21 protein-coding genes are annotated in these 22,454 nt (G+C 72.6%); 10 read left to right on the forward strand and 11 right to left on the reverse strand.

The window, feature by feature from the left end:
• Window positions 1–7 precede the first annotated feature (7 nt).
• The 6 genes from rnc to recG all read right to left on the reverse strand — a co-directional run bounded on the left by rnc (window position 8) and on the right by recG (window position 6,069).
• On the reverse strand, window positions 8–742 hold the full coding sequence (gene rnc, locus KGD83_RS24765) for a ribonuclease III (RefSeq protein ID WP_212641401.1): 735 nt from the start codon (window positions 740–742) through the stop codon (window positions 8–10).
• A gap of 549 nt (window positions 743–1,291) precedes the next feature.
• A complete protein-coding gene (gene rpmF / locus KGD83_RS24770; protein WP_013151268.1) occupies window positions 1,292–1,468 on the reverse strand; it encodes a 50S ribosomal protein L32 in 177 nt (58 codons plus the stop codon).
• 137 nt (window positions 1,469–1,605) lie between these two features.
• Complete coding sequence (locus KGD83_RS24775) at window positions 1,606–2,187, reverse strand: YceD family protein (RefSeq protein WP_212641402.1); 582 nt, start codon at window positions 2,185–2,187, stop codon at window positions 1,606–1,608.
• Between the two features lie 203 nt (window positions 2,188–2,390).
• Window positions 2,391–2,885, reverse strand: a complete 495-nt coding sequence (gene coaD, locus KGD83_RS24780) for a pantetheine-phosphate adenylyltransferase (RefSeq protein WP_212641403.1) — start codon at window positions 2,883–2,885, stop codon at window positions 2,391–2,393.
• 351 nt (window positions 2,886–3,236) lie between these two features.
• The gene (rsmD, locus tag KGD83_RS24785; protein ID WP_212641404.1) at window positions 3,237–3,818 is read right to left on the reverse strand and encodes a 16S rRNA (guanine(966)-N(2))-methyltransferase RsmD; all 582 of its coding nucleotides are present in this window, start codon (window positions 3,816–3,818) and stop codon (window positions 3,237–3,239) included.
• Between the two features lie 43 nt (window positions 3,819–3,861).
• Entirely contained in the window at window positions 3,862–6,069 is a 2,208-nt protein-coding gene (gene recG / locus KGD83_RS24790) for an ATP-dependent DNA helicase RecG (protein ID WP_212641405.1), read from the reverse strand.
• Window positions 6,070–6,536: 467 nt separating this feature from the next.
• Here recG and rpmB point away from each other — a divergent pair, with 467 nt between their 5' ends.
• Window positions 6,537–6,722, forward strand: coding sequence for a 50S ribosomal protein L28 (gene rpmB / locus KGD83_RS24795; RefSeq protein ID WP_013151263.1), 186 nt, complete (start codon window positions 6,537–6,539; stop codon window positions 6,720–6,722).
• 150 nt (window positions 6,723–6,872) lie between these two features.
• On the opposite strand, the gene KGD83_RS24800 is transcribed toward rpmB, so the two are convergent.
• Window positions 6,873–7,538, reverse strand: coding sequence for a cellulose binding domain-containing protein (locus KGD83_RS24800; RefSeq protein ID WP_212641406.1), 666 nt, complete (start codon window positions 7,536–7,538; stop codon window positions 6,873–6,875).
• Window positions 7,539–7,791: 253 nt separating this feature from the next.
• Window positions 7,792–8,784 (reverse strand): thiamine-phosphate kinase, encoded by a 993-nt coding sequence (locus KGD83_RS24805; protein WP_212641407.1) that lies wholly within the window; start codon window positions 8,782–8,784, stop codon window positions 7,792–7,794.
• A 130-nt stretch (window positions 8,785–8,914) separates the two neighbouring features.
• On the opposite strand from KGD83_RS24805, the gene KGD83_RS24810 reads away from it, so the two are divergent.
• Both KGD83_RS24810 and KGD83_RS24815 read left to right on the forward strand, forming a co-directional pair.
• Window positions 8,915–9,148 (forward strand): Lrp/AsnC family transcriptional regulator, encoded by a 234-nt coding sequence (locus tag KGD83_RS24810; protein WP_212641408.1) that lies wholly within the window; start codon window positions 8,915–8,917, stop codon window positions 9,146–9,148.
• A gap of 30 nt (window positions 9,149–9,178) precedes the next feature.
• Window positions 9,179–9,646 (forward strand): DUF3515 domain-containing protein, encoded by a 468-nt coding sequence (locus KGD83_RS24815; protein WP_212641409.1) that lies wholly within the window; start codon window positions 9,179–9,181, stop codon window positions 9,644–9,646.
• 299 nt (window positions 9,647–9,945) lie between these two features.
• Here KGD83_RS24815 and KGD83_RS24820 read toward each other — a convergent pair whose 3' ends face one another.
• Entirely contained in the window at window positions 9,946–10,740 is a 795-nt protein-coding gene (locus tag KGD83_RS24820) for a DUF3105 domain-containing protein (protein WP_212641410.1), read from the reverse strand.
• Between the two features lie 89 nt (window positions 10,741–10,829).
• Between KGD83_RS24820 and KGD83_RS24825 the strand changes: the two genes are divergently transcribed.
• From KGD83_RS24825 to KGD83_RS24855, 7 genes are all read left to right on the forward strand, one after another.
• Window positions 10,830–11,561, forward strand: a complete 732-nt coding sequence (locus KGD83_RS24825) for a DUF305 domain-containing protein (protein ID WP_212641411.1) — start codon at window positions 10,830–10,832, stop codon at window positions 11,559–11,561.
• Window positions 11,562–11,972: 411 nt separating this feature from the next.
• Window positions 11,973–13,418: a cytochrome ubiquinol oxidase subunit I gene (locus KGD83_RS24830; protein WP_212641412.1), complete on the forward strand. Its 1,446-nt coding sequence runs from the start codon at window positions 11,973–11,975 to the stop codon at window positions 13,416–13,418.
• A gap of 12 nt (window positions 13,419–13,430) precedes the next feature.
• Window positions 13,431–14,483 (forward strand): cytochrome d ubiquinol oxidase subunit II, encoded by a 1,053-nt coding sequence (gene cydB / locus KGD83_RS24835; RefSeq protein WP_212641413.1) that lies wholly within the window; start codon window positions 13,431–13,433, stop codon window positions 14,481–14,483.
• Window positions 14,484–14,732: 249 nt separating this feature from the next.
• Window positions 14,733–16,520, forward strand: a complete 1,788-nt coding sequence (gene cydD / locus KGD83_RS24840; protein ID WP_212641414.1) for a thiol reductant ABC exporter subunit CydD — start codon at window positions 14,733–14,735, stop codon at window positions 16,518–16,520.
• Complete coding sequence (cydC, locus tag KGD83_RS24845; RefSeq protein WP_212641415.1) at window positions 16,517–18,283, forward strand: thiol reductant ABC exporter subunit CydC; 1,767 nt, start codon at window positions 16,517–16,519, stop codon at window positions 18,281–18,283. The genes cydD and cydC overlap by 4 nt, the downstream gene beginning before the upstream one ends.
• A gap of 337 nt (window positions 18,284–18,620) precedes the next feature.
• Complete coding sequence (locus KGD83_RS24850; RefSeq protein ID WP_212641416.1) at window positions 18,621–19,400, forward strand: RNA ligase family protein; 780 nt, start codon at window positions 18,621–18,623, stop codon at window positions 19,398–19,400.
• Between the two features lie 58 nt (window positions 19,401–19,458).
• Window positions 19,459–20,310 (forward strand): EI24 domain-containing protein, encoded by an 852-nt coding sequence (locus KGD83_RS24855; RefSeq protein ID WP_212641417.1) that lies wholly within the window; start codon window positions 19,459–19,461, stop codon window positions 20,308–20,310.
• Window positions 20,311–20,619: 309 nt separating this feature from the next.
• Here the strand turns inward: KGD83_RS24855 and KGD83_RS24860 are convergent, their stop codons facing one another.
• On the reverse strand, window positions 20,620–21,111 hold the full coding sequence (locus KGD83_RS24860; RefSeq protein WP_249352020.1) for a Uma2 family endonuclease: 492 nt from the start codon (window positions 21,109–21,111) through the stop codon (window positions 20,620–20,622).
• Between the two features lie 194 nt (window positions 21,112–21,305).
• Window positions 21,306–22,430: a D-alanine--D-alanine ligase family protein gene (locus KGD83_RS24865; protein WP_212641418.1), complete on the reverse strand. Its 1,125-nt coding sequence runs from the start codon at window positions 22,428–22,430 to the stop codon at window positions 21,306–21,308.
• Window positions 22,431–22,454: the final 24 nt, after the last annotated feature.

A 22,454-nucleotide genomic window follows, 5' to 3' on the forward strand; every position in this document is an offset into this window, starting at 1 on the left:
GACCGCCTCACCCCTGCCCGTCGCCGGGTACGGCGGCGGCCTCGGAGCGGGCCTTGATGGCCTTCCACGCGGACTCGGCGGCCTGCTGCTCGGCCTCCTTCTTGCTGCGCCCCTCGCCCAGACCGTAGCTCTGCCCCGCGACGCGGACCGTCGCGCGGAAGGTCTTCTGGTGGTCGGGCCCGCTCTCGTCCACGTGGTACTCGGGGACGCCCAGCATCTCGGCCGCGGTCAGCTCCTGGAGGGAGGTCTTCCAGTCCAGGCCCGCGCCCAGCCCGGAGGCGGTGGCGATGAGCGGGTCGAAGAGGCGGTGCACGAACTCCGAGGCCACGTCCAGGCCGCGGTCCAGGTAGACGGCGCCGATGACGGCCTCCAGGGTGTCGGCGAGGATCGAGGACTTGTCGCGGCCCCCGGTCCCCTCCTCACCGCGGCCGAGCCGGATGTAGGCGCCGACGCCCAGCCCCCGTGCGACGTCGGCGAGGGCGCGCATGTTGACCACGGCGGCGCGCAGCTTGGCCAGCTGCCCCTCGGGCAGGTCGGGGTGCTTGCGGAAGAGGGTGTCGGTGACCACCAAGCCGAGCACGGAGTCCCCGAGGAACTCCAAGCGCTCGTTGGTGGGCAGGCCGCCCTTCTCGTAGGCGTAGGAGCGGTGGGTCAGCGCCCTGAGCAGGATCTTCGGATCGACTTCGACCCCGATGGCCTGGTGGAACGCCTTGGCTTCGGAGACGGGGAGTTGGTTGGCCACTCGTTCACTTCCCTGTTCGTACGCGCCGGGCTGCGGCGCGCGGACGGCTGGAGTCGGGTGCGGACCCCGCGGCTCCGCCAGGGTGCTCGAAAACGAGGTGACCGTCGCGGGAGGCTCCGCTCCCCCGGCAACCACCACGAACTCGGGAACCCGGGAGAGCCCGGACCGCCGTGCGGCGCGCGCACGCTACCGCGCGCCGGTGCTCGTCGTGTATCACGCTTTGTTCCTTGGGATCACTCTACAAACCCGCGTACGGCGGCGCTCAAGGAGTACGAGGGCAGGGGCCCGAATCCGCGCGGACACCGCCCGCACCGGGGCGGGCGCCCGCCGCGCACGCGGAGCGGAACGGACACGGGCACGTGACTCGGCACGTGCGCGGGCCCGGACGCTCCGGCGGCCCGTCGACCGGTGACAGCACTTCGGGGCGGACCCCTGTGCGGGATCCGCCCCGAGATGGCTGGGGAACCGGGTGCGAGGACCCGGGACCCGTCATCCGCCGGACGCGTTCGGCTGCGGTGCGCAGGACCAACCATGTGATCCACGGCCCGCCTAGGCCGGGTTGGTGACCTGGCGGTTGTTGTAGGTGCCGCAGGTCGGGCACGCGATGTGGGGCTGCTTGGGGTCGCGGCAGCGCGGGCAGTTGACCAGCACCGGGCGCGACGCCTTCCACTGGGAACGACGGGTCCGGGTGTTGCTCCGCGACATCTTCCGCTTCGGGACGGCCACTTCAATCCTCCTGGGTCACCCCCGCGCGGTCGCGGGAGGTCGCTTCTCTCGGTCACCCCGCGCACTGTGGCGGGGAAGGTGTGCCCCGGTCGGCGGGGGCTCGCCCGGGGGCGGCCGTCCGCGATCGGTGCACGAGCTCATCGTTCGCCGGGGTCGTCCGCGATGTCGCGGAGCGCCTCCCAGCGCGGGTCGATGTTGTCGCCGTGGCCGTGGTCGGGCCCGGCCTCGGCGAGTTTGGCACCGCACTCGGAGCACAGGCCGGGGCAGTCCGGACCGCACAACGGTGTGAGCGGGAGCGCGAGCACGACGGCGTCTCGGACCACGGGTCCGAGGTCGAGGAGATCGCCCTCCAGATAGTAGTCCTCATCCTCGTCGTCCGCGTCCTCGTCCGTCCCCGACACCGCGTCGTCGTCGGCGGAGTAGCGGTACAGCTCCTGGAATCCGGCCTCGACACCGTCCGAGATCGGGTCCAGACAGCGCGAGCACTCCGCGGTGAGCTGGCCGCGGGCGGTGCCGGTGACGAGGACTCCCTCCATCACCGCCTCCAGGCGCAGGTCCAACTCGACCTCGCTGCCCTCGGGCACGGCCGCCATCGCCGTGGCGAACGCCTCGGGGACGGTGACGATGCGGTTGACGGTCCGCATCGACCCCGGCTGGCGGCCCAGCTGGCGGGTGTCGACCACGAACGGGTCACGAGGATCTAGGCGAGACAGGGTCATCGGGCTTTCACGAGGATTGCGGGCGCAGCACCGGCACGCGCGGGAGGCGTCGCGTGCGACGGGCGCGGCCGGTGTCGGGGCACGCCGAGAACCGACGGTACCCATGGTCAAACCGAGATTGTACCCAGCATGTACCCTGCCGCCCAAATCAGCCCCGGCCCGGCGGCGGGACGGGCGGCGGAGCCGAACGCCCGGGGCCCGGATCAGGGGCCCTCGGACCTGCTCTGCTCGTACTTCTCGCGCAGGCGCTCCTGGACGTGGGGGGTGACCAGGCTGGAGACGTCCCCGCGGTGCTGGGCGATCTCGCGCACGAGGCTGGAGGACAGGAAGGAGTACTGCGGGTTCGCCGTCATGAACACGGTCTCCACGCCGGAGAGCTGGTAGTTCATCTGGGCGATCTGGAGCTCGTAGTCGAAGTCGCTGACCGAGCGCAGGCTGCGGACGATGGTCTCGATGCCGTTCTCCCGGCAGAAGTCGACGAGGAGGCCGTCGAACTCGCTGACCCGGACGTTGTCGAACTCGGCGGTGCCCTCCCGGAGCATGTCGAGCTTCTCCGGGACCGTGAACAGGCCGCGCTTGTTGACGTTGTTGAGCACGGCGGCGACGACCTCGTCGTACTGTTTGGCCGCCCGGCCGATGATGTCGATATGACCGTAGGTCACCGGGTCGAAGGAACCCGGGCAGACGACACGGCGCACGGTGGATCGCCCCTTTCAGCAACGAACGACGTTCGGGTAACGCGATGGTAGGGCTTGGCCCCCGCGCGGATTCGGGCAACACCCGTTTAGCGCTCGTCTCCGCCCGTGGTCGGGACGTGTGCGCGCTTTGGGCGCCCCGCCCGCCATGACGGCCGAAACGGGCTTCCCCTCCCGAACCGGCGACCCCACTCCTGGCCGTGTTCTAACCCCGCTTCCCGCCGCCGCCCGGGAGGCGCGCCGGGGCCGGGGACGAGGCGTGCGGGGCGGGCGACGGGCACGGAAACACCGCGCCGCAGGCGTCAGATGAGGGTGGTGGCGGGCGACGGGCACGGAAACACCGCGCCGCAGGCGTCAGATGAGGGTGGTGGCGGGCGACGGGCGGGCGTACCAGAGAACCGCCTCCCCGTACCCCCGGCTGCGGTCGCGCTCCAGGCCCTCGGGCCAGGAGGGTTCGGCACCGCGCTTGGAGCGTTCGACGACGACCACGGCGTCCTCGGCCAGCCAGCCGCGGCCGACCAGGTGGGCCAGCACCCCGGCGACCTCGGCGTCGGTGACGGCGTAGGGCGGGTCGGCTACGACGAGGTCGTAGGGGGCGCCGGTGTTGTCCGCGCCGACCACCCGCTCCACGCGGTCGGCGACCAGTCTCGCCCCGGGAAGCCCGAGCGTCTGGACGTTGCCCCGCAGCACCTGGGCCGCCCGGCGGTCGGCCTCCACCAGCAGCGCGTGCGCGGCGCCCCGGGACAGCGCCTCCAGCCCGATGGCCCCCGAGCCCGCGTACAGGTCCATCACCCGGACGCCGTCGAGGGAGCCGAGGTCGGACTGGACGGAGGAGAACAGCGCCTCGCGGGCCCGGTCGCTGGTGGGGCGGGTGTTACGGCCCTCGGGGACGGAGATGCGCCGTCCACCGGCCGTACCGGCGATGATGCGGGTCATGCCCCCACGGTAGCGGCCGGGGCGCGCCGGCCGCCCCGGTCGTTCAGGCCTTGTCCAGGTACTCCGCCCGCTCCTCGGGCAGCAGCGTCTCCAGCGCCCGGGCCAGCGGCGGATGCCCGGTCAGCGTGGGATCGGCCGCCACGTAGGCCGTCGCCTCCTCGCGCGCGTCCCCGATGAGCTCCTCGTCCTTGAGCAGGGTGAGCATGCGCAGGCTGGACCGGGCGCCGGACTGCGAGTCGCCCAGCACGTCGCCCTCGCGGCGCATCTCCAGGTCCACCCGGGAGAGTTCGAAGCCGTCGGTGGTCGCGGCCACCGCGGCCAGCCGTTCACGCGCCGGGGAGCCCTCCTCTGCGTCGGTGACCAGCAGGCACAGCCCCGGCAACCGCCCCCGGCCGACCCGGCCGCGCAACTGGTGCAGCTGCGAGACGCCGAAGCGGTCCGCGTCCATGATGACCATCACTGTGGCGTTGGGCACGTCCACGCCCACCTCGATGACGGTGGTGGAGACGACGGCGTCGGTGTCCCCGGCCGAGAACCGGCGCATCACCGCGTCCTTGTCGTCGGGCGCCATCCGGCCGTGCAGGACCTCCACGCTCAGTTCGGAGAGCGGCCCCTCCCGCAACCGCGCCGCAACGTCGAGCACGGCCAGGGGAGGCCGGGCGCCCGCGGCCTCCTCGCCGTCGCCCGCGCCGACCTCCTCCTCCGCCTCCTCCTTGGCGTCGTCGCCGATCCGCGGGCAGACCACGAAGGCCTGGTGCCCGCCGTCCGCCTCCTCCCGGATGCGCTCCCAGGCCCTGGCCAGGAAGTGGGGCTTGTCGCTCGCGGGCACCACGTGCGTGGACACGGGCGCGCGGCCGGTGGGCAACTGGGTGAGGGCGACCACGTCGAGGTCGCCGTAGACGGTCATCGCGACGGTGCGCGGGATGGGCGTGGCCGTCATGACCAGCACGTGGGGGCGCCCGTCCACGGCCTTCTCCCGCAGGGCGTCGCGCTGCTCCACGCCGAACCGGTGCTGTTCGTCGACCACCACCAGCCCCAGGTCGGCGAAGGACACGTGCTCCTGGAGCAGGGCGTGGGTGCCCACGACGATCCCCGCTGCGCCGGACGCCGCGTCGAGCAGGGCCTCCCGGCGGGAGGCGGCGTTCATGGAGCCGGTGAGCAGCGCCACCCGCGTGGCGTTCTCCGCGCCGTCGATCTGCCCTGCGCGGCCGAGCGCGCCGAGCATGGCGCTGATGGACCGGTGGTGCTGCTGGGCCAGGACCTCGGTGGGCGCGAGCATGACGGCCTGGCCGCCGGAGTCCACGACCCGGAGCATGGCCCGCAGCGCCACCAGGGTCTTGCCCGCGCCGACGTCGCCCTGGAGCAGGCAGTGCATGGGGTGGGCGGCGTCGAGCCGCTCGGCGAGGCGTTCGCCCACCTCCCGCTGGCCTTCGGTGAGCGTGAACGGCAGTCGGGCGTCGAAGGCGTCCAGGAGGCCGTCGACCGCGCCGGGCCGGGGCTTGGCGGGCAGGTCCTCCGCGCGGTTGCGCCGCTGGGCCAGCGCGAGCTGCAGGACGAAGGCCTCGTCCCACTTCAACCGGCGGCGGGCGGCGCCGACGTCGGACCACTCCGCTGGCCGGTGGATGCGGCGCAGGGCGTCGGCGACGCCGAGGAGTCCGCGCCGTTCGCGCAGTTCGGGGGGCAGCGGGTCGGGCAGGCTGTCCACGTCGGCGAGGACGATGTCGACGGTGCGGGCGATGGTGGTGGAGTCCAGGCCCTTGACCGCCGGGTAGACGGGGATGAGCTCCTCGGCGTAGGCCCGGGCCCGCTCGCCCTCGTGGCCGTCCTCGTCGAGGAGTTCGTACTGGGGGTGGTCGAGCTGGCGGCGGCCCTTGAAGGTGGAGACCCGGCCGGAGAACATCGCCAGGCGCCCGGGCACGAGGGCTCCCTGGTGGTAGGAGCCCCGGTTGAAGAAGGTCAGGTGCAGCCGCCCGGTGCCGTCGGTGACGGTGGCCTCCATCATGTCCATGCGGCGCCGCCCCTGCCGCGCGGGCACGGTGCGCCGCTTGGCGTCCAGGACGCGGGCCTGCACGGTGACCTCCTCGCCCTCGCGCAGTGCCGCGAGGTCGGTCAGGTCGCCGCGCCGGTCGTACCGGCGCGGGTAGTAGCGCAGCAGGTCGCCGAGGGTGTGCAGGTCGAGCTTCTCGGCGAGGGCCTTGGCCGTCTTGCCCCTGAGGGGCCCCCTGCTCAGCGGTTCGTCCCAGGTGCTCACGTGTGCTTCCCGTCTCGGATCGCCGGTCACCGCCACGGTAGTCCTCCGGTGCGACGCTCGCGCGCCTTCCCGCCGCCGCGGTCGGCCCTCGGTCACGGGGGAGGGAGCCGGGGCACCGCTGTCGGGCGCCCCCCGGCCCGGGGAGGCCGACCCGGCGGCGGTTCTCCGTCGGCGGCTCCCGCCCCTCCCGATCGGGGTATACTCGTGGGAGTTCATCGCGTTTTCGCCATGCCCGCGTGGCTGATTCGATGCTCTCGGTGGTCAACCGGGTCGTTCTCGACCACGGCGCGGCCCACCATCACACGTACGGACACCGGTCGTAGGCCCGCACTGCGCGTCGGGCCAGGTCCTTCGTGTAACCTTCCACGGTTGGCGTCACCGTCAACCAGTCCGCCCGACCTCTCCCGGTCGGATGAACCTTCGCGTGCGGCGACGTGCGCGATCCCGAGCGCTTGAATGGAGTTACCGTGGCTTCCGTCTGCGACGTCTGCGGCAAGGGACCAGGGTTCGGTAACAGTGTTTCCCACTCGCACCGTCGCACCCGCCGCCGCTGGAACCCCAACATCCAGACCGTCCGCACCCGTGTGGGCGGCACGCCCAAGCGCGTGAACGCCTGCACCTCGTGCATCAAGGCCGGCAAGGTGACCCGCTAGGGTTCCCGCCCTCAGGACCTTCCATGGAGGCCTCCGACCATCTCGGTCGGGGGCCTTCACCCTTGTCGGGGGCCTGTCGGGCGCGGGGCCCCGCGCCGCGCGGCGCGGATCTCGGCTGGCCGTAGGCCCCCGAGGTCCCCGCTCCCCCTTTCACAGTTCGCAGACGTGCCCGTTGAGGGAGCAGCGGATCGGGCTCTGCGGCACGCCGGTCGCCTCGAACGTGAGCGCCACCGAGTCGCCGGGCTCCAGGCTGCCCTGGTCGGCGGGCCGGCGGGCCAGGATGCCGTCCTCGATCCTCGCCCAGTCCGCGCCGTTGACGTGCGTGACCTCGGCGGAGTCGAAGGCCAGGGCCAGCTCCCAGCCGTCCAGGCTGGACCGCGAGGTGTTGGTGACGGTGACGTGGCCGCTGAAACCGGCCGCCGTGGAGTCCGTGACGCGGTAGACGACCGTGGTCGGCTCCGAACCCGCCTGTGTCTGCGGCCCCTGCGCCCCCTCGTCCTCGGCCGCGGGCTCCTCGGTGTCGGTCCCGGGCGAGGCGTCGTGCGTGGGCTGGACCCCGTCCTGGGTTCCGGGGGCCTCGGTCGCGCCGGGGGCGCCGCCGAACTGGAGGTAGATCTGGGTGGTGCTGTAACCGAACAGGAGCAGGCCGAGGATCACGCCCGAGACGACGAGCACGTTGAGAAGCCGCGGGGGCTCGACGCGTTTGGGGACCGTGCTCTCGATGAGGCCGCCGAGCCGCCGCAGCACGCCGACGTCCTCCGGCTCGCTGCGGTGCACACCCCGGCGGTTGCCGTTCCGCCAGCCATGCCGCCCCATAAACCGCCCCTCGACGTTGCCAGCGCCCTCCACCGAGAGCTCCGGTCTCGGTCCCTCCCTCGTCGCCCTCCGCCGTGTTCGCCCCGTCTGGCGCGGGGACACCGGCGAAGCCGTGGCTTCCTGCTCCGACCGTCGGTCGCTCCCGGGGACTTCCTGGGGCCGCGGCGTCCCACGGGGCGGGTGCCGCGCCCGGAAAGGCCGCGTTGGCAAAGCCTAGCGCGAGAGTTAAACAGGACAAATCCCATCGGGCACCTCAACGCCGGAAATGATCCCATCCTCCGCGAGGTGGAACCCGCCCGTCGACAGTGACCGGAATTGTGTTTTCCGCCGCGGTTTCACCTGTTGTTCGCGCGACGGTTCCCACTATGGTCCAGTGAGCGGGCAGAACGGTGTGCGGCGGGAAGACGGCGGCGAGGGCGTGGTCCTCTCCCCCGGCGACCATCAGGTCGCGCGCGGCCCGCCCGGCCGTGTCGGCTCCGGCTCCCAGGACTCGGACCGCCTCGACGAGAGCGGGCTCGGGGCGCAGCGCCTCCTCCTCCAGGTCGATGCGCACACCGCTGGCCCGGCAGACGTGTCCGAGGTCCTGGGCGAGGCCGTCGCTGACGTCGAGCATGGCCGTGGCACCGAGCCGGGCCGCCTCCGCCCCGAGGGCGTAGGGCGGGCTGGGCCTGCGGTGCTCGGACAGGCACTCGGCCGGGCCGTCGATCCCCTTCTCCAGCAGGGCGAGCCCCGCGGCCGACAGCCCCAGGTGTCCGGTGTAGGCGACCACGTCGCCGGGCCGTGCGCCGTCGCGGCGGACCGGCGCCCGCCCCTGGAGGTCGCCGAGCGCGGTGACCGCGATGGTGAGGGTGTCCGAGCCGGCCATGTCCCCGCCCACGACGGCTCCGCCCGCGACCGCGCACTCGTCGCGGACCCCGGCGGTGAACTCCTCCGCCCAGGACACGGGGAGGTCGGCGGGCGCGGCGAAGCCGATGAGCAGGCCGGTGGGGCGGGCGCCCATGGCGGCGACGTCGGCGAAGTTCTGCGCGACGGCCCGGTGCCCCACGTCACGGGCGGTGGACCACTCGCGCCGGAAGTGGCGGCCCTCGACCAGCAGGTCGGTGGTCGCGACCGTCCGGCCGTCGGGGGACGCGACGACGGCCGCGTCGTCCCCGGGCCCGAGGATTACATCGTCAGTGGTGGGGAATTGGCTCGTCACGCGTGCGATCAGAGCGAACTCACCAAGACCCCCAATGGTGTTCCGCACAGGGATCAGGGTACGGTGACGCTCCGGCGCGGTGGTCCGGACCCACGCTTGTCATCCGTCCGTCATCGGCCGCACCCTGGCTCGGCCGTGAACCGCTCGCCGCTCCGACCGGCGACACGAAGGAGTACTCATGGTGCAGGCATACATCCTGATCCAGACCGAGGTCGGTCAGGCAGCCGAGGTGGCGGGGCGCATCCGGGGCATCGAGGGGGTCGAGAAGGCCCACGACGTGACCGGGCCATACGATGTCATCGTCCAGGCCGGCGCCGAAGACATCGATTCGCTGGGCGCCCTCGTGGTGGCCCGGATCCAGCGGTTGGACGGCATCGCCCGGACTCTCACCTGTCCCATCGTCAACATCTGACGCATCGTGTCGTCCGGAGCGGGGTCTGCTGTGCTGAGTCGGTTCGCGTACGCCGGTGTGGTCGCGGCCCTGGCCCTGGTGGCGACGGGATGCGGCGCGCAGACCGTGCGGATGCAGCCGCCCGAGCCGGACGCGGCGACCGCCGGGGTCTGCGCCGACCTCGTCGCGGCGCTCCCCGACACCCTGCTGGGAGCGGAGCGGGCACAGGTGCGGCCCGACTCGGAGCTCACGGCCGCCTGGGGCGATCCGCCCATCGGACTGCGCTGCGGGGTGGAGCGCCCGGTGACGCTGACCAGCACCTCCTACCTCCAGGAGGTCAACGGTGTTCCGTGGTTGCCGCAGCCGGAGGACGCCCCCACCATGTACACGGCGATCGGCCACGAGGCCTACGTGGAGCTGTCGGTCCCGGCCGCCCACGGCGCCCCCGCCGCCGCGCTGTCCACGGTCAGCGACCTGATCGTCGAACACGTCCCCGTGCTTCCCGAAGGGGAGCTGTGACACGGCGCCCCCGCTGACGGTGCCCACACCCGTCCCGGCGAAGACCGCGCCCGCGCTGAGGGGCGCCCAGGTGCCCGTGTGCCGGCCCCGTGCCGGGGTTCGGCGAGCACGCCGAAGCTGGCGGAGGCGCGGCCTCCCCCTTTACCAAGCTAATCCCGCGCGGCTCGCGCCCGCCAGAGGCTCCTGCGGTCTGTGGACAGCCCGTGTGACCCGTGGACGACACGCGCGTGGGGCCGCCAGCGGACGCTGACGGCCCCACGCCGGTCATCACGGGGTCACGGTGACGGTGGAAAGTCCCGTCAGTTCTCCGCCCCGGCCGACTCCTCCGCGGACGGCTCGTCCTCGGCGGCCTCGGAGGGGGCGTCGGACGCCTCGTCCCCGGCGCCCTCCTCGGCTCCGGCGTCTCCGCCCTCGGGGCCCTCCATGGTCTCGGCGTCCACGCCGGCGCCGCTGCCGAGCATGGCGTCGACCTCCTCGGCGTTCTCGGCCACGCCACCGGAGCAGGCGGCGCCCGGCTCGGGAACGTCGGTGCCGCGCTCGTAGAGCCGCACGAAGCGCTGGAGGTTCTCGTCGTCGGCGCTCTCGGCGGTGATCTGGCGCCCCCAGCTGGAGGCGACGATCGGCGCGTCCAGCTCACCCGCGTAGGGGCTGATCACCAGGTAGTCGCCGGAGCTGTACATGTCGGTCAGCGCCTGCACCTGATCCTCGGGCAGATCGGACCGGTAGTTGATCCACACCGCGCCGTGCTCCAGGGAGTGGACCGCGAACTCGTGGGTCACCGGCTCGGTGTAGACGCCGCAGTTCTGCCAGGCGTTCCAGTGGTCGCCGCCCACGGGCGGGTTCTGCTCGTAGTCGACGCGCTGTCCGGTGTCCACGTGGACGTAGGAGCCGACCTCGTACTCCTCCACCCCCGAGATCGTGCGGCTGCGGAACTCCATGAAGACGAGGAAACCGATCAGACCCACGACCAGGACCACAGCGGTCGTGATACCGGTGGTGGTAAGGATTTTGCGGCGGCGTTCCTCTTTGAGGCGTTGCGCCTTCAGCTCGGCGGCGCGGCGGCGACGCTCCTCCGCCGTCTTCTTCTTGGCCACTGGGTCTCCTGGGATGGATGGTGACATTAGGGACTTACCTATCCTCTACTTTGGCACCAGAGTTGGGCGATTCGACCAGGATGGTTCCTATGGAACAGAAAAACGGTCCCGCGGCCGGGACCGCCGACCACGTCGGCGATGCCCCGGACGACGACGGACCCCCGTGGGAGGACGGGGCGGCGGACGAGGAGACCCCGCCACGGGCCTCCTGGCGCTCGGTACCGACGTGGACCGCTGTGATCCTCGTCGTACTGGCCCTGGGCGGGGGTTACCTGCTGGGACGCCCGTCCTACCCGCTGGACACCGGCGCCGACGCCGGGTTCCTGCGCGACATGAGCGCGCACCACGCCCAGGCCGTGGACATGTCGATGCTCCTCCTGGAGAGGACCGAGGACCCCGAGCTGCGCACGGTTGCCACCGACATCGCCCGCACCCAGCAGGCCCAGATCGGGATCATGCAGGGGTGGCTGATGGCCTGGGACCTCAACGCGCGGGGCGTGCAGGAGCCGATGGCCTGGATGGAGGGCCACGACCACGGCGGCGAGGGCGGCGAGGTCCCCGACACGATGCCGGGACTGGCCTCCTCGGAGGAGATGGTCTCCCTGGAGGAGGCCACGGGCGAGGAGGCCGAACTCCTCTTCCTGGAGCTGATGATCGCCCACCACCAAGGCGGCGTCGAGATGGCCGAGGCGGAGGTGGAGCTGGGTCAGGAGGACCTGGTCACCGACTTCGCCCAGGGGATGGCCGACTCCCAGCTCAAGGAGATCGACCTGATGGAGGGCATGATCGACCAGCGCCGGGACGGCGCCTCCGGCGACTGACCCCGCGTTCGCGCACACGGCGACGGCGGCCCACCCGCGGGTGGGCCGCCGTCGCCGTGCCCGGCGCCCCCTCACGCCGGGGTGTCGCGTGCTCCGGGCCGTATCCGGCCTGAACCGTTCGCGCCCGCGCCCTCGCCTGTCCGCGACCGCAGGGCCGGGCGCCCCGGAGCGCGTGTGTCCGAACGCACACGGATGCTCCCCGCGCGGCCGCCCCGCCCTCCCCGGCGGCTTCCCCGCAGGTGACAGCGGTGGAGGCGCGGCGGCGGCCTTCCCCGGCGCACCCCGGAGAGCCCGCACACCCACCGGGGAGACGCACGGAACACCGTTTTCCGCGGGACCCGCTGGATCTACGACACGCTGTAGAACTACGATCTGTAGTACTACCGGCGGTCGGTACTTGGAGAGGCGGGTATGGAAGCCCTTGAACTCGCGAGGTGGCAGTTCGGTGTCACCACGATCTACCACTTCCTGTTCGTGCCCCTGACCATCGGTCTGTCGTTCATCGTGGCCGTGCTCCAGACCCTCTGGTACCGCACCGGCAGGCACGAGTACCTACAGGCCACCCAGTTCTTCGGCAAGCTCTTCCTCATCAACTTCGCCATGGGCGTGGTCACCGGCATCGTGCAGGAGTTCCAGTTCGGCATGAACTGGAGCGAGTACTCCCGCTTCGTCGGCGACGTCTTCGGCGCCCCGCTGGCCATGGAGGCCCTGCTCGCCTTCTTCCTGGAGTCCACCTTCATCGGGCTGTGGATCTTCGGCTGGCACCGGCTGCCCCGGGGCGTCCACCTGGCCTGCATCTGGGCGGTCGCCATCGGCACCAACCTCTCGGCGTACTTCATCCTCGCCGCCAACGCCTGGATGCGGCACCCCGTCGGCTACACGGTCAACGAGGAGAACGGGCGCGCCGAGCTCACCGACATCTGGGCCGTGCTCAGCAACGACCAGGCCTGGTCCACCTACCTGCACACCGTCTCGGCCGCCTTCATCACCGCCGGGCTGTTCGTCGTGGCGGTCAGCGCCTACAAGCTCTGGCGCAACAGCCACCACGACGACACCGGCACCCCCGGGGTGGTCCCGCCCCGGAAGGACTTCGCCCTGTTCCGCGGCACGCTCAAGGTCGGCCTGGTCTTCACCCTGGTCGCCGGCGCCCTGGTGGTCTTCTCCGGCGACCACCAGGCCAAGCTCGCCGCCGAGTACGAGCCGATGAAGCTCGCCGCCGCCGAGGCCCTGTGGGAGACCGAGGAGGGCGCGGCCTTCTCCGCTCTGGCCGTCGGCGACACCGAGGAGCGCTACAACCCCATCGACATCACCATCCCCAACGTGCTCAGCTTCCTCGCCACCGGTCAGTTCGACGGCGAGGTGCACGGGATGAACAACCTGGAGGAGGCCTACGACGAGTACTACGGCCCCGGGGACTACACCCCCAACGTGTTCGTCGTGTACTGGTCCTTCCGCCTGATGATGGGCCTGGGCATGTTCGGGGTGGCGGTGGCCGCGCTCGGCCTCCTGCTCACCTGGGGCAGGGAGCGCACGCCGACCGGCAAGTGGTTCTACTACGCGGCCATGCTCGCGCTGCCCGCGGCGCTGGCCGCCAACATCTTCGGCTGGGTGCTCACCGAGATGGGCCGCCAGCCCTGGACCGTGCACGGCGAACTGCTCACCGCGGCCAGCGTCTCCCCCGGGGTGAGCCTGGGGGCCGTCGCGGCGAGCCTGGCCGGGTTCACCGCGGTGTACGGGGTGCTCTTCGTCGTCGAGGTCGGCCTGCTCCTGAAGTACGTCAAGGCCGGGCCATCCCACCTCGTCCCCGACCTGGAGGACGACGAGGACGAGTCCAAGATCCCGCACTTCAGCTACTAGGAGCCAAGGACCATGGAACTGGCCGTCATCTGGTTCATCGCCATCTCGGTCCTGTGGATCGGGTACTTCGTCCTGGAGGGGTTCGACTTCGGGGTGGGCACGCTCATGCCCTTCATGGGCAGGCGCGACTCCGTCGACCGCAGGGTCGCCATCAACGCGATCGGACCGGTCTGGGACGCCAACGAGGTGTGGCTGATCACGGCGGTCGGCGCGACCTTCGCCGCCTTCCCCGCCTGGTACGCCTCCCTGCTCAGCGGGTTCTACGCACCGGTGTTCCTCATCCTCGTCGCGCTGATCCTGCGCGGTGTGGCGTTCGAGTACCGGGGCAAGCGCGACGGCTCCGCGTGGCGCGCCTGGTGGGACCGGGCGATCTTCGCGGGCAGCACCGCGCCCGCCTTCCTGTGGGGCGTGGTCTTCGCCAACGTCGTCCGGGGCGTGGCCATGGGCTCCGACCAGGTGGTCACCTCCTCGGTGGCCGACCTGCTCAACCCCTACGCCCTGCTCGGCGGGCTGACCACGCTGTCACTGTTCACCCTGCACGGGGCGATCTTCCTGACCCTGAAGACCGACGGGCCGGTGCGGACCCGCGCGCGCCGGGCCGCCCTGTGGTCCGCGTGCGCCGCGGTTCCGCTGGTCTCGCTCTTCCTGGCCTGGACCCAGCTCGCCCACGGCGACGGGAGCGCGACCCTGCCGCTCGTCGCCCTCTCCACCGCCGCCCTGGCCGGCGGGGTCGCGGCGGCCTGGCGGCGCCGCGAGGGATGGTCGTTCGCCTGCACGGCGGTGACCATCCTGACCGCGTTCGCCGCCCTGTTCACCGCGCTGTTCCCGAACGTGCTGCCCTCCACCACCGATCCCGCGTTCAGCCTGACCGTCGCGAACGCCTCCTCCGCCGAGTACACGCTGACCCTGATGTCGTGGGTGGCGGTGGTGTTCCTGCCGCTCGTGCTCCTCTACCAGGGGTGGAGCTACTGGGTGTTCCGCAGGAGGGTGACCGGCGAGACCGTGACGGGGGCGACCGTCACCCGCACCGACCACGGAGGCAGGAATCCCGAACCCGCCGCCTGACCGCGCCGCGCAGCCTTCCGGGCGCACCCGCCCGGGGGCTTCCGGCCGCCCCGCCCGCGGGCCCCACCGCCGCGGGCGGGGCGGCCGGTCCGCGAGGCGCACCGGGTGGATACTGGGGCCGTCGCGCCCGCTCAGGCCGACCGGGGCGGCACCGTGCCACCGTGAAGGCCCGAGGCGACCGTGAGGGGCCCCAGCCACTCCGGGTCAGCCGTGCACCCGACCCGAACGACGTCGTGAGGTCCCGCGCCCATGAAACCCCTTGACCCGCGCCTGGTGCGCACCGCCGGCGCGGTACGCACGCACCTGGCCGTCTCCGTGGCCAGCGGAGCGCTCATCACCGGCCTGATCCTGGTCCAGGCCTGGCTGCTGGCCCGCGCCGTCACCGGCGCCTGGCGGGGCGAGGGGCTGGACACCCTGGGCTGGGTGGTCGGCGCGGTCGCGGCCGTCGCCGTGGTCCGGGCCCTGCTGTCCTACGTGGCCGAGACCTCAGCGCTGCACAGCGCAGCGCGCACCAAGTCGCAGCTGCGCCGCCGTCTCGTGGCGCACGTGACCGGTTCGGGCAGGGTGTGGGCCGCGGAACCGGGCGGCGAGCAGGGCTCGCCCAAGGCGGGCGAGCTGGTCACCCTGGCCACCCGGGGCCTGGACGCGCTCGACGACTACTTCGCCCGCTACCTGCCCCAGCTGGTCCTGGCCGCGATCGTGCCGCTCGCCGTGCTGGCGGTGGTGTTCTGGGCCGACTGGATCTCGGGGATCGTCATCCTGGTGACGGTGCCGCTGATCCCGGTGTTCATGGCGCTGATCGGCATGCACACCCAGCAGCGCACCGACCGGCAGTGGAAGCTGCTGAGCCGACTGGGCGGACACTTCCTGGACGTGGTGGAGGGGCTGCCGACCCTGGCCGTGTTCCGCCGGGCCAAGGCCCAGGCCGAGATCCTGCGCCGGGTGGGCGAGGACCACCGGCGGGCGACGATGGGAACGCTGCGGATCGCCTTCCTGTCGGCGTTCGCGCTGGAACTGCTGTCCACCCTGGCGGTGGCGCTGGTCGCGGTGGAGGTGGGCCTGCGCCTGCTGGGCGGCCACATGGACTACCAGACGGCGCTGCTGGTGCTGATCCTGGCGCCGGAGGCCTACCTTCCGCTGCGGGAGGTGGGCGCCCGGTTCCACGCGAGCATGGAGGGCGTGTCCGCCGCCGAGCAGGTGTTCACCGAGCTGGAGCGCGGACGCGAAGCGGCGCGGACCGGGACCGCCGCCTCCGGCGACACCGTGAAGGCCACGGCGACGGGGTCCGACGGCTCCCGCGCCCATGCACCGGCGACCGGCCGACCCGCGCCCGCCGCCGGGGGCGACATCCGCTTCGAGGACGTGGAACTGCTCTACCCCGGACGGGACGTGCCCGCCCTGTCCGGACTGGACCTGGAGGTGGCGGCCGGGGAGCACCTGCTGCTCACCGGCCCCAGCGGGGCGGGCAAGTCCACCCTGCTGTCACTGCTGCTGCGGCTGAACGAGCCCACCCGCGGGCGTGTCAGCGTGCGCGCGCCCGGCGGGCGGTGGGAGCCCCTGGACGGGATCGACGCCGACGACTGGCGCCTCGGCACCGCCTGGGTCCCCCAGAACCCCTACCTGTTCGACGTGTCCGTGGCCGACAACATCCGCCTGGGCGCGCCGGACGCCTCCATGGACCGGGTCCGCGAGGCGGCCCGGCTGGCCGAGGCCGACGCGTTCGTCCGCGCCCTCCCCGAGGGCTACGAGACCCGGCTCGGAGAGCGCGGTGCCCGCCTGTCTGCCGGGCAGAGGCAGCGGATCGCGCTGGCGCGGGCGCTGTGCCGGGACGCCCCGCTCGTCCTGCTGGACGAGCCCACCGCCCACCTCGACCCGGAGAGCGCCGCGGCGGTGCGCACGGCCGTCGCCAGGCTCCTGGAGGGCCGGACCGCCGTCATCGTCGCCCACGACACCGGCTGGGCGCGCGGCGTCCTCGGGGACACCCTGCGGACCGCTTCGCTGCCGCTGCCGACCCAGGAAGGGAGTGTGCCGCGATGAGCGCCGACACCACCGCCCCCGACACGCTCCGGGTGCCCGAGCGCGAACCCCGCCGCGACCCGCTGCTGCGGATGACGGCCCTGGCCCGGCCCCGCGGGGGCCGCTTCGCGCTCGGCGTGCTGCTGGGCGCCGCCGCGACCGGCGCGGCCGTGGCCCTGCTGGGAGTGGCCGCGTGGATGCTGGCCACCGCCGCCGACCACCCGCCCATCACCGCTCTGGGCGTGGCCGTGGTCGCCACCCGCGCGCTGGGCGTGGGTCGCGGGGTGGCCCGCTACCTGGAACGGCTGGTCACCCACGACGCCGCGTTCCGGACGCTGGCCGAGGTCAGGGTGCGGGTGTACGAGCGGCTCGCCAGGACCGAGCCGTTCGGCCGCTTCCGGTCCGGCGACCTGGTGTCCCGGCTGGTCAACGACACCGAGGCCACCCTGGACCTGCTCGTGCGCGGCCTGACGCCGCCGCTGGTCTCGGTGGTGACGGGCGGCGCCACGGTGCTGGTCCTGACCGCGCTGTACGTCCCGGGAGGGCTGCTGCTGGCGGCGGGCCTGCTGCTGGCGGGGCTGGCGGTGCCGCTGGCCGCGGCCGCGCTGGGCCGGGAACCGGGCAGGCGCCAGGCCAGAGCGCGCGGGGAGCTGTCGACGACCCTGGTGGACACCCTGCACGGGGCGCCCGACCTGGTCGCCTACGGCGCCATGGACCAGCAGGTGGCGCGGGTGTACGCGGCCGACGAGGAGCTGACCCGGCTGGCGCGCAGGGACTCCGCGATCCTGGGGCTGGGCGCCGGGGCGAGCGCGCTGATCACCGGGCTGACCGTGTGGGGCGCGCTGTTCCTGGGTGTGGCCGCCGTGGCGGGCGGGACGCTGGACGCGGTGTCTCTGGCGGTGCTGGTTCTGGTGACGCTGGCGGCGTTCGAGATCGTGGCGCCGCTGCCCGCCGTGGCGGCAAGGCTGGGGGCGATCCGGGCGAGCGGCGCCAGGCTGTTCGGGGTCCTGGACACCCCGCCCGCGGTCGCCGCGCCCACGCGCACGGGCCTGGACCCGCACGGGGACGCGACGGTGCGGGTACGGGACCTGCGGGTGCGCTACGGACCCGGCGAACCGTGGGCGCTGGACGGGGTGGACCTGGAGATCCCCGCCGGATGGACGGTGGCGGTGATCGGCCCCAGCGGCGCGGGCAAGAGCACGCTGGCTTCGGTGCTGCTGCGGTTCCGCGATCCGGACGGCGGCCTGGTGGAGATCGGCGGGGAGGACGTCACGTCCTACCCGGCCGACGAGGTGCGCGGGGTGGTGTCGGGGGTGCCGCAGGACCCGCACGTGTTCGCCTCGACGCTGCGGGAGAACCTGCGGCTGGCCCGGCCCGGCGCGGAGGACGAGGAGCTGTGGGAGGCGCTGCGGCGCGCGCGGCTGGCCGACGAGGTGACGGCGATGCCCGAGGGGCTGGACACGCGGGTGGGCACGCACGGCCTGGGCCTGAGCGGCGGGATGGTGCAGCGGCTGGCACTGGCCCGCGCCCTGCTGGCGGCGCCCCGGGTGCTGGTGCTGGACGAGCCGACCGCCCACCTGGACCCGGACACGCGCGACGCGGTGGTGGAGGACCTGCTGGCCGCGGCCGAGGGGTACTCCACCCTGCTGGTCACGCACGACCTGACGGGCCTGGACCGTGTGGACCGGATCTACGTGGTGCGCGACGGCCGGGTGATCCAGCAGGGCACGCACGAGGAGCTGTCCCGGCGGGAGGGCTGGTACCGCGACGTCAGCGCGGACTGACCGAGGCCGGGGAACCGGCACACCTGTCCACAGGCCCGGGCCGCGGTGTTCGGGGCTGTGGACGGCGGTGCAGACCTTGGTACGGGGGCGTACTGCGCTGTGGCACCGGCGGGAGCCCCATCACGAGCATGCCCCGCCCGGCCCTCCACCACCACCCCTGGTTCGCGCCTGTGGACAGGCCGTACTCCCCCGGAGTCCGCGGTGCACGCGTGCGGGGGGCTGGCCGAAAACGGGGGGACGGGACGGGCGGCACTGGGATACCGTCCCACCGTGCCGCCCCGACAGACCGTTTGGAACGGGCGAGCCCGATGAGCCGGATGAGCCCCCTGGAGTGATCATGACCGCCCCCGACCTGCGCGCGCTCGACCTGTCCGTTCTCAACTCCGCCACCAAGTACCCCAGCATCCCCACCTACCACACCCTCGACCCCAAGAACGGGGGACTGCTGGAGGAGGCCACCGCCTTCACCGGCGACGTCGTGTTGACCGAGAAGGTGGATGGGGCGAATGCCCGTATTGTCTCCTTTCCTTCCGGGGACTACGTGCTGGGCAGCCGCGAGGAGCTGCTGTACGCCAGGGACGACCTGATCGGGAACCCCGCCCTGGGCATCGCCGACGCCCTGCGCGCCCTGGCCGACCGGATCACCCCTCCGGACTCCGGGATCGCCGTCCACTACCTGGAGGTGTACGGGGGCAAGGTCACCGCGGCCAGCCGCGAGTACACCGGCGATCGCGCCGTCGGGTACCGGATGTTCGACTCGGCGGCCGTCCCGGCCGAGGTGCTGTCCCGGCGGCGGCAGGAGGTCTCCGCCTGGCGCGAGGGCGGGGGCCAGGGCTTCCTCACCGAGGACGCGCTCTCGCGGCTGGCCGAGCACGAGGGGATCGAGCTCACACCCCGGCTCGCCACCGTGCCCGCCGACAAGCTGCCCCAAGGCGTCGCCGAGACCTCGGAGTTCGTCGCCGAGTACCTGCCGGGCACCCGGGTGGCGCTGGACGGGGGCGCGGGCGGCCGGGCGGAGGGGATCGTGCTGCGCACCACGGACCGGTCCGTGATCGCCAAGGCCCGCTTCCAGGACTACCGGCGCACACTCAAGCGCCGGTCCCGGCGCGGAGGATGACGGCCGGGGCGCCGGGCCCGGATCTGACAGCGGGAGCGGTCTCCTCTAGGGTTCCCCCGTGGCCAATCCCGTTCGTGAGTTCCTCGGTGGCGTCGGCGCCCTCCTGCGCGGCTTCACCCTGCTGTTGCGTAGACCGCGCCTGTTCCTGCTCGGCGCCCTTCCCGCCCTGATCACGTCACTGCTGTTCCTGGCGCTGTTCGTGCTCCTGGTGGTGAACCTGACCGACCTGGCCGACTGGGCGACGCCCTTCGCCGACGGCTGGGACCCCCTGTGGCAGGGACTGCTGCGCGGTGCCCTGTCCGTGGCGGTCCTGGCCGGGTCCCTCCTGCTGATGGTGGTGCTGTTCACGACGGTCACGCTGACCCTGGGCGGACCGATCTACGACAAGGTCACCGAACTGGTCGAGAAGGAGCTGGGCAACGACCCCGGCGAGCTCGACGAGCCGCTGATGGCGTCGATGTGGCGGGCCGTCCGGCAGTCGCTGGCGATCGTGGCGGTGTCCCTGCTGGTCACGTTGTCCGTGTTCGCGATCGGTTTCATCCCGCTGGTGGGCCAGGTGGTCGGTCCGGTGCTGGCCGCCGTGCTGGGCGGGTGGCTGCTGGCGGTCGAGCTGCTGGCGAGCGCGTTCGACCGGCGCGGGCTGACGACCATCCGCGAGCGGCGCCGGCACATGGGCACGCGGCGGGCGCGGGTGCTGGGCTACGCGGTGCCGACGTACTTCCTGTTGGCGATCCCGTTCCTGGCGGTCGTGGTCTTCCCCGCCGCCACCGCGGGCGCGGTGCTCCTCACCCGCGAGCTGGTCCCCACCCCGCCGTACCGGCCGGACCCCAAGGGCCCCCTGCCGGGACCGGGCGCTCCGGACGGGCAGCTTCCCGGCGGGCCCTTCCCCGGCGGACACGGTCAGGGCTGACCGGAGCCGGACCCTCCCGGCGCCACCGGCGGCGATCAGCGTTCCGCCAGCCGGAGCCGGGGGCGTCCACAGGCTGGCGGGGAGGGCTGGTGGCTCGGTCGCGGTGGGCGTACGCTCGCGGAGGGACCTCCGTGGCCCCGTCTACCCGGGTGGGCCCGCCCCCGTGTACCAGTGTCCTCGCGAACGCGGAAGGCGGGCAACCACCCGGTCGCCCGCCTGTGGATACTTCCGCCGCCCGACTCGGGCGTGCCCGTACTCACGTGAGCAGCGCGGAGGCCTCGATCTCGACGTCGAAGGGTTTGGGGAGGTTCACCGATCCCCCCGTACGGCGCGAGCGACCTCCTGGTACTCGTCGCCCTTGGGGTCGGAGAAGAGCGCGACCTCACTCCTGCGGGGGTCGACGACCAAGTAGAGGGGTACTCCGGCTCTGGCGTACCCCCGTGCCTTGGCCTGCCAGTCGTGGAGGGCACTGCTCGGAGAGACGACCTCCACCGCGAGCTCCAACGCCTCTGCCGGCCGAATCCACTCCGGACCGTCCCACCCCTCGCCCTCGGCCAGAGCCGTCGGTATAACCAGGAGATCGGGAACGTAGCGGTCCCCGGTCCCACTGACTTCCACCGTCGCCGTCTGCAGCATGTCGAGCCCCTCTTCCTCTACGTGAGAGAGAACCCTTTCAAGCTTCCTAACAGCCCTGGCGTGCCGGTAGGTCGGTGTCGGCGACACGATAATGCTCCCGTTGATGATCTCCGTGCGGTAACCATCCGGGAGTTCGAGGCTTTCAGCCAGCGTCGGGAGGTCCATCTTCGTCTCCTCCACCCGCTCTTGAGAAGCACACGTCATCTGTACCCCCTGCGGTATCCGGAACGCTGCTGAGCGTAACGAGAGCACCTGAGCGTAACGAGAGCACCGTTCCAGCGTACGCGTTTTCGGAGAGAAACCCCAGAGAGTACACGGTCGGGCGAACGCTCGGGCCGCCCGCCCGGGGAGGGCCCCTGCTACCGCAGGCCGGGGGCGCGGCGCAGCGCCGTGGAGATCATCCGCTCCACCAGGGCCGCGTAGTCCACGCCGGTGGCGGCCCACATCTGCGGGAAGGCCGACGCCGGGGTGAAGCCGGGCATGGTGTTGAGCTCGTTGACGAGGATGTCGCCGTCCTCGGTGTAGAAGAAGTCCACGCGGGCCAGGCCCTCGCACCCCATCGCCTCGAACACCTCGGCGGCCAGCGCGCGCAGGCGCGCCGTGGCCTCCTCGGGGAGCTCGGCCGGGATGGTCAGGCTGCTCGTGGACAGGTACTTGGCCTCGAAGTCGTAGAAGTCGAAGCCGTCGGCGACGTGCACCTCGGCCGGGACGGACACGTCGGGCGTGCCGCCGTCCTCGGACTCCAGGACGCCGCACTCCACCTCACGGCCCACGACCTGGGCCTCCACCAGCACCTTGGGGTCGTGCTCGCGGGCGGCCTCGACCGCGGCGGCCACCGCGTCGGCGTCGGAGGAGTCCTCCACCTTGCTGATGCCCACGCTGCTGCCCGCGCGGGCGGGCTTGACGAACACGGTGGCGCCGAGCTCGGCCACGTCGTCCAGCACCCTCTTGCGCTCTGTGCGCCACTGACGGTCGGTGATGGCCACGAAGTCGCTGGTGGGGATGCCGTTGCCGCGCAGCATGGCCTTCATGAAGACCTTGTCCATGGAGGCGGAGCTGGAGAACACCCCGGCCCCGGCGTAGCGCACGCCCATCATCTCGAACAGGCCCTGGATGGTGCCGTCCTCGCCGAAGGGGCCGTGCAGCAGCGGCAGCACCACGTCCACCCCGGCCAGGCGCTCGGGGCCCTTGACCGGGTCCACGACCATCAGCTGGCCCGCCGAGTCGAAGGGCAGCGCGAGGTCGACGCCGTCCTCGGACACCGACGGCAGCGCGCTGGTGCCCGCGTCGATGCGCAGGCTCTCGGGGTCGCCCGAGGTCAGCACCCAGTTGCCCGTGCGGGTGATACCGACCGGCACGATCTCGTAGCGGTCGTGGTCGACGACGGACAGCACGCTGCCCGCGGTGACGCAGGAGATCTCGTGTTCGGAGCTACGCCCGCCGAAGACGACGGCCACCCGAATCTTGCGCTGTTCGGACGACATGCTGCCTGACCCTATCTCGCCGTT

The organism is Nocardiopsis akebiae (genome assembly GCF_018316795.1).
Lineage (GTDB): Bacteria > Actinomycetota > Actinomycetes > Streptosporangiales > Streptosporangiaceae > Nocardiopsis > Nocardiopsis dassonvillei.